The sequence below is a fragment of the Streptomyces sp. YS-3 genome (assembly GCF_045257485.1).
GTDB lineage: Bacteria > Actinomycetota > Actinomycetes > Streptomycetales > Streptomycetaceae > Streptomyces.
In genome coordinates, this window is sequence record NZ_JBJHPC010000542.1 from 1 (window position 1) to 4,843 (window position 4,843).

The window sequence follows — 4,843 nt, forward strand, 5'->3', positions numbered from 1 at the left end:
GCCGGGGGTGTGGGCGGCGGCGACACCGGGGACGGCTTCGATCCCGGCGCCCTCTTCTGTACGTACGGTACGAGCCATACCCGCACCCGTTGCGTTGCTGGTGCCCGCGCCGCTGTCCACGTCCGCAGCCGTGCTCCACGCGTGCGTGGCCGCCTCCCGGGTCGGCGGTGGCCCCGCCTGGGCCGGGGGCTGGGCGGGGCGCGTGAGCGGTGTTTCCGCGCTGGGCTGTCTGCCCGCGGCGGGCTCGGCGGTCGTTTCCTGTGTGGCGGCCATGGTCTTGGCTCTCGCGCGGACCGCTTTCCAGCGTGACCATGTGCCGAGGGCGAAGATGAAGAGGACCAGCAGGATGAGCAGTTCGCTGATGAGCAGGCCCCAGAAGAGGCCGTAGCCGGAGAGCTGGGCGGCCGGGGTGTCCGGCCAGGCCGCCGGGAGGTCGTGGGGGGCCTGGACCAGTTGGCGCAGGGCGAGCGGGGTGCGGGTGAACGTCACTGCGTCCGGCCAGGCGCCGTGGCTGAACAGGCCGGCCAGGCCCGTGGCCGTCCAGACCAGGACCGTCAGACCGAGCAGGAACGCGAGCAGCCCGACCAGCAGGGAGTCGGGGATGCCGCGCTCCTCGCCGCGGGAGCGGGACTCCGGCATTGCAGGCAACCTCCGGCGTGTCGGGCCGACTTGCGCGTGTCGGGGAACTTCTGTGCTGCGGGCGGCCGTTGATCGGGCAGGCCCCTCGGGGGAGGGGCCCGCTGACCGTCAGGCCACGGTCGACTCGGGGGAGGAGGTGCCTGACATTTGCTGTTCCATCATCGCCGCCCTGCGTTCGCTCTCCGACTCCAGACGGCTCTCCAGTTCGTGCGCGAGCACATCGTCGGTCGCCGCCGACTCCGTCATGGCCCGGTCGGTGAAGACCAGGGGCCGTTCCCGCTCGGTGATCAGGTGTTTGACCACCTGGACATTGCCGTTGACGTCCCAGACGGCGATTCCGGGCGTGAGCGTCGGGATGATCTCGACCGCCCAGCGGGGCAGGCCGAGGACCCGGCCCGTCGCCCTGGCCTCGTCCGCCTTCTGGGCGTAGATCGTCCTGGTCGACGCCATTTTCAGGATCGCCGCCGCCTCCCGGGCCGCCGCCCCGTCCACGACGTCCGACAGGTGGTGCACCACGGCCACGAAGGACAGGCCGAGCCGCCGGCCGAACTTGAGCAGCCGTTGGAAGAGCTGCGCCACGAACGGCGAGTTGATGATGTGCCAGGCCTCTTCCACCAGGAAGATGCGCTTCTTGCGGTCGGGCCGGATCCAGGTGTGCTCCAGCCAGACGCCGACGATGGCCATCAGGATCGGCATCGCGATCGAGTTGCGGTCGATGTGCGAGAGGTCGAAGACGATCAGCGGGGCGTCCAGGTCGATGCCGACCGAGGTCGGCCCGTCGAACATGCCCCGCAGGTCACCGTCGACCAGCCGGTCCAGGACGAGCGCCACGTCCAGGCCCCAGGCCCGGACGTCGTCTATGTCGACGTTCATGGCGACCGCCGAGGCGGCCTCCGGGTGGCGCAGCTGCTCCACGATGTCGGTCAGGACCGGCTGGCGGTCGGTGATCGTCTCGTTGACGTAGGCGTGCGCGACCTTCAGGGCGAAGCCCGAGCGCTCGTCCAGGCCGTGCCCCATCGCCACCTCGATGATGGTGCGCAGCAGCGCCAGCTGGCCGGTGGTGGTGATCGCCGGGTCCAGCGGGTTGAGCCGGATGCCGCCGTCCAGGGCGGTCATCGGGTCGAGCCGGATGGGGGTTATCCCCAGCTCGCGCGCGATGAGGTTCCATTCGCCGACGCCGTCCTCGCCCTGGGCGTCGAGGACGACGACCTGCCGGTCGCGGAAGCGCAACTGGCGGAGCACATAGGTCTTCTCCAGCGCCGACTTGCCGTTGCCGGACTCGCCGAGGACCAGCCAGTGCGGCGCGGGCAGCTGCTGGCCGTACAGCTGGAAGGGGTCGTAGATGTACCCCTTGCCGCTGTAGACCTCGCGCCCGATGATCACGCCGGAGTCGCCCAGGCCCGGCGCGGCCGTCGGGAGATAGACGGCCTGCGCCTGGCCCGTGGAGGTGCGTACGGGCAGCCGGGTGGTCTCGACCTTGCCGAAGAGGAAGGAGGTGAAGGCGTTGGTGAGCGCGGAGAGCGGATCTCGCATGAGCAGGGCCCCTATCAGCTCTCGGCTAGCGGCGGATGCCGGTCGCGAACGGCAAGGTGTTGACGAAGGCCCGGTGGTGCTCGCGGTCGCACCACTCCAGTTTCAGGTACGACTTGCCGGCCGATGCGCGGATGGTGCGCTTGTCCCTCGCCAGGGCCTCGGGGGAGCGCGCCGACACCGTGATGTACCCGACGAGGTTGACGCCTGCCGCGCCGCTGGCGAGATCTTCACCCCGTTGGTCGAGGCGGCCGTGGGCGGCGATGTCGCGCGGGTCGACGGTGCGGTTCATCTTCGCCGCGCGCGAGGCCTCCGCCTCGTCGTTGGTCTTCTCGGTGAGCATGCGCTCGATGGCGACCTCGGTGGGTTCGAGGTCCATGCAGACCGCGACCGTACGGATCACGTCCGGGGTGTGGACGAGCAGGGGGGCGAGGAAGTTGACGCCCACGGGGGTCATCGGCCACTCCTTCACCCACGCCGTGGCGTGGCACCAGGGCGCGCGCGTGGAGGACTCGCGGGTCTTGGCCTGGAGGTAGGTGGGTTCGACCGCGTCCAGCTCGGCGGGCCAGGCGTTGCGCTTGGTCATGGCCTGGATGTGGTCGATGGGGTGGTCGGGGTCGTACATGGAGTGCACGAGCGAGGCGAGCCGGCCCTGTCCGAGGGGCTGGCGGACCCGGATGTCGGCCTCGGCGAGCCGGGCGCAGATGTCGGTGAGCTCGCGGGCCATGACGACGGCGAGCCCCGCGTCCCGGTCGAGCTTGCGGCCGGACTGGGGGCGGGCGGCGCGGGCCATGGCGTTCGCCTCGGCGGCGAGTTCGCGCGAGTACTGCATACAGGCGACGAGGTAGGCGCGGTGCTGCTCGCTGGAGGTCGACACCATGGACTGGAGCTGCTGGTAGGACTCCTGGAGCCACTCGGGAGCGTTGTGGTCGCCGCGCTGGGCAACGTCCTTGGCGTGCGCGTCCGGGTCGGCGGGCAGGGTGCGGGCGAGCATCTGGAGGCGGGTGACGAATCCGTCGCCGTTGGCCACGTGCTTGAGCAGGGTGCCGAACCGGTCGACCAGGGCCTCCTGGTCCTCGGAGTCGCGCAGGCCGACGCCCGGGCCCTCGATCTCGATGGCGGCGGTGACGGTCCGGCGGTCGGCGTGCAGCAGGACGGCGATCTCGTCCGGGCCGAAGGGCGCGGCGAGCCAGTTGATCCGGCCGATGCCGGGCGGCGGCCCGACCTCGACCTCGCGCCCGTCGCCGCGCACGCCCGCCTCCATGGCGCTGGAGCGGTAGGTGGTGCCGCGCCGCAGGGAGCGCTTGTAGCTGCGGTTGATCTCGAACCATTTGTAGAAGGTGCGGTGTTTGTACGGGAGGTACACGGCGGCGAGCGCCAGCATGGGGAAGCCCATGAGGAGCAGGATCCGCAGGGACAGGACGGGGACCAGCAGTCCGCACATCATGCCGAGGAACGCGCCGCCGATGATCAGCGCGATCTCGCCGGTCTCGCGGTTCTTGCCGACGATGGCCGACGGCCTGGCCCGGCCGATCAGATACGTGCGGCGGGGCGAGACCGGTTGGGACTGGGTCGTCAACGCCCTCCACCTCCTGTGCTGTTGTTGCCTTTGGTGCCGGTGTTGCGGCTGCTGTGCGGGGTGCCGCTGGTGGGTCCGGTGCCGCTACGGGGCGGGGGTGCGGCGGAGGGGACGGGTCCGCCGCCACCGCCGCCGGAGCCCCGGCTGCTGTGGGCGGCCACGCCCCCGGACATCGGGTTGGCGGGCCGGGCCTGGGCGCCGCCCCCCTGGTTGCCACGGCTGCTGTGGGTCTTGATGCCCTGGGAGACGAGGGCTGCCGGGGAGGAGATCACGGCGGCGGCCTGCGCCCCGTTGGTGGCCTGCTTGCGGTTGGTGCGGGCGGCGGCGATCTCGTCGCCGAAGCCCGGTACGAAGCGGTAGATCATCCCGGAGGCGAAGATGGCCAGCAGGATGATGGCGAGGCCGGAGACGACGGCCTGGAAGGAGTCCGGCCCCTTCCCCGCCGACAGCGCGCCCGCGAGGCTCAGGACGATCACGATGATGGGCTTCACCAGGATGACCGCGATCATGATCCCGGCCCAGCGGCGGACGTGGCCCCACATGTTCTTGTCGACGAGTCCCGAGTACACGACGACGCCGAGCAGCGCTCCCACGTACAGCAGGAGGGCGCGGATGTAGAGCTCCAGGAAGAGGATGCCGGCGGCGAGGATGGTGACCAGCGAGACGACGATCAGCATGATCGGTCCGCCGCCGATGTCCGTTCCCTTCTTCAGCGCGGCCGAGAACGAGCCGAAGAAGACGTCGGTCTGGTCGCCGGTGCCGGCGGCGATGACGTCGGTGACGGCGTCGGTGGCGTTGACGACGGTGTAGAGGATCAGCGGGGTGAAGGCGGACGCCAGCACGGTCAGCCAGAGGAACCCGACGGCCTCGGAGATCGCCGTGGTCAGCGGCACCCCTCGGATCGCCCGTTTGGTGACGGCGAGCAGCCACAGGACGAGCGTGAGGATGGTGGCGGCGGCGAAGACGACGGCGTAGCGGCCGAGGAAGGCGGGGTCGGTGAAGTCCACCTTGGCGGCGGTCTTCACGAACTTGGAGAGCGTGTCGACGACCCAGACGGCGGCGTCGGCGCAGCCCTTGGCGAGGGAGGTCAGGGGG

General features: G+C 70.7%; 3 protein-coding genes and 1 pseudogene. All 4 read right to left on the minus strand.

The features are described 5' to 3' along the window. A pseudogene (locus ACJA3G_RS30175) lies at window positions 1–639 on the minus strand (type VI secretion protein); the annotation flags it as partial. Window positions 640–747: 108 nt separating this feature from the next. Then, on the minus strand, window positions 748–2,172 hold the full coding sequence (locus ACJA3G_RS30180) for an ATP-binding protein (RefSeq protein ID WP_406556216.1): 1,425 nt from the start codon (window positions 2,170–2,172) through the stop codon (window positions 748–750). Between the two features lie 25 nt (window positions 2,173–2,197). Further along, window positions 2,198–3,748, minus strand: coding sequence for an SCO6880 family protein (locus ACJA3G_RS30185; RefSeq protein ID WP_406556217.1), 1,551 nt, complete (start codon window positions 3,746–3,748; stop codon window positions 2,198–2,200). Next, window positions 3,745–4,843: hypothetical protein (locus ACJA3G_RS30190; RefSeq protein WP_406556218.1), on the minus strand; the 1,099-nt coding region annotated here is incomplete at its 5' end. The genes ACJA3G_RS30185 and ACJA3G_RS30190, both read right to left, overlap by 4 nt.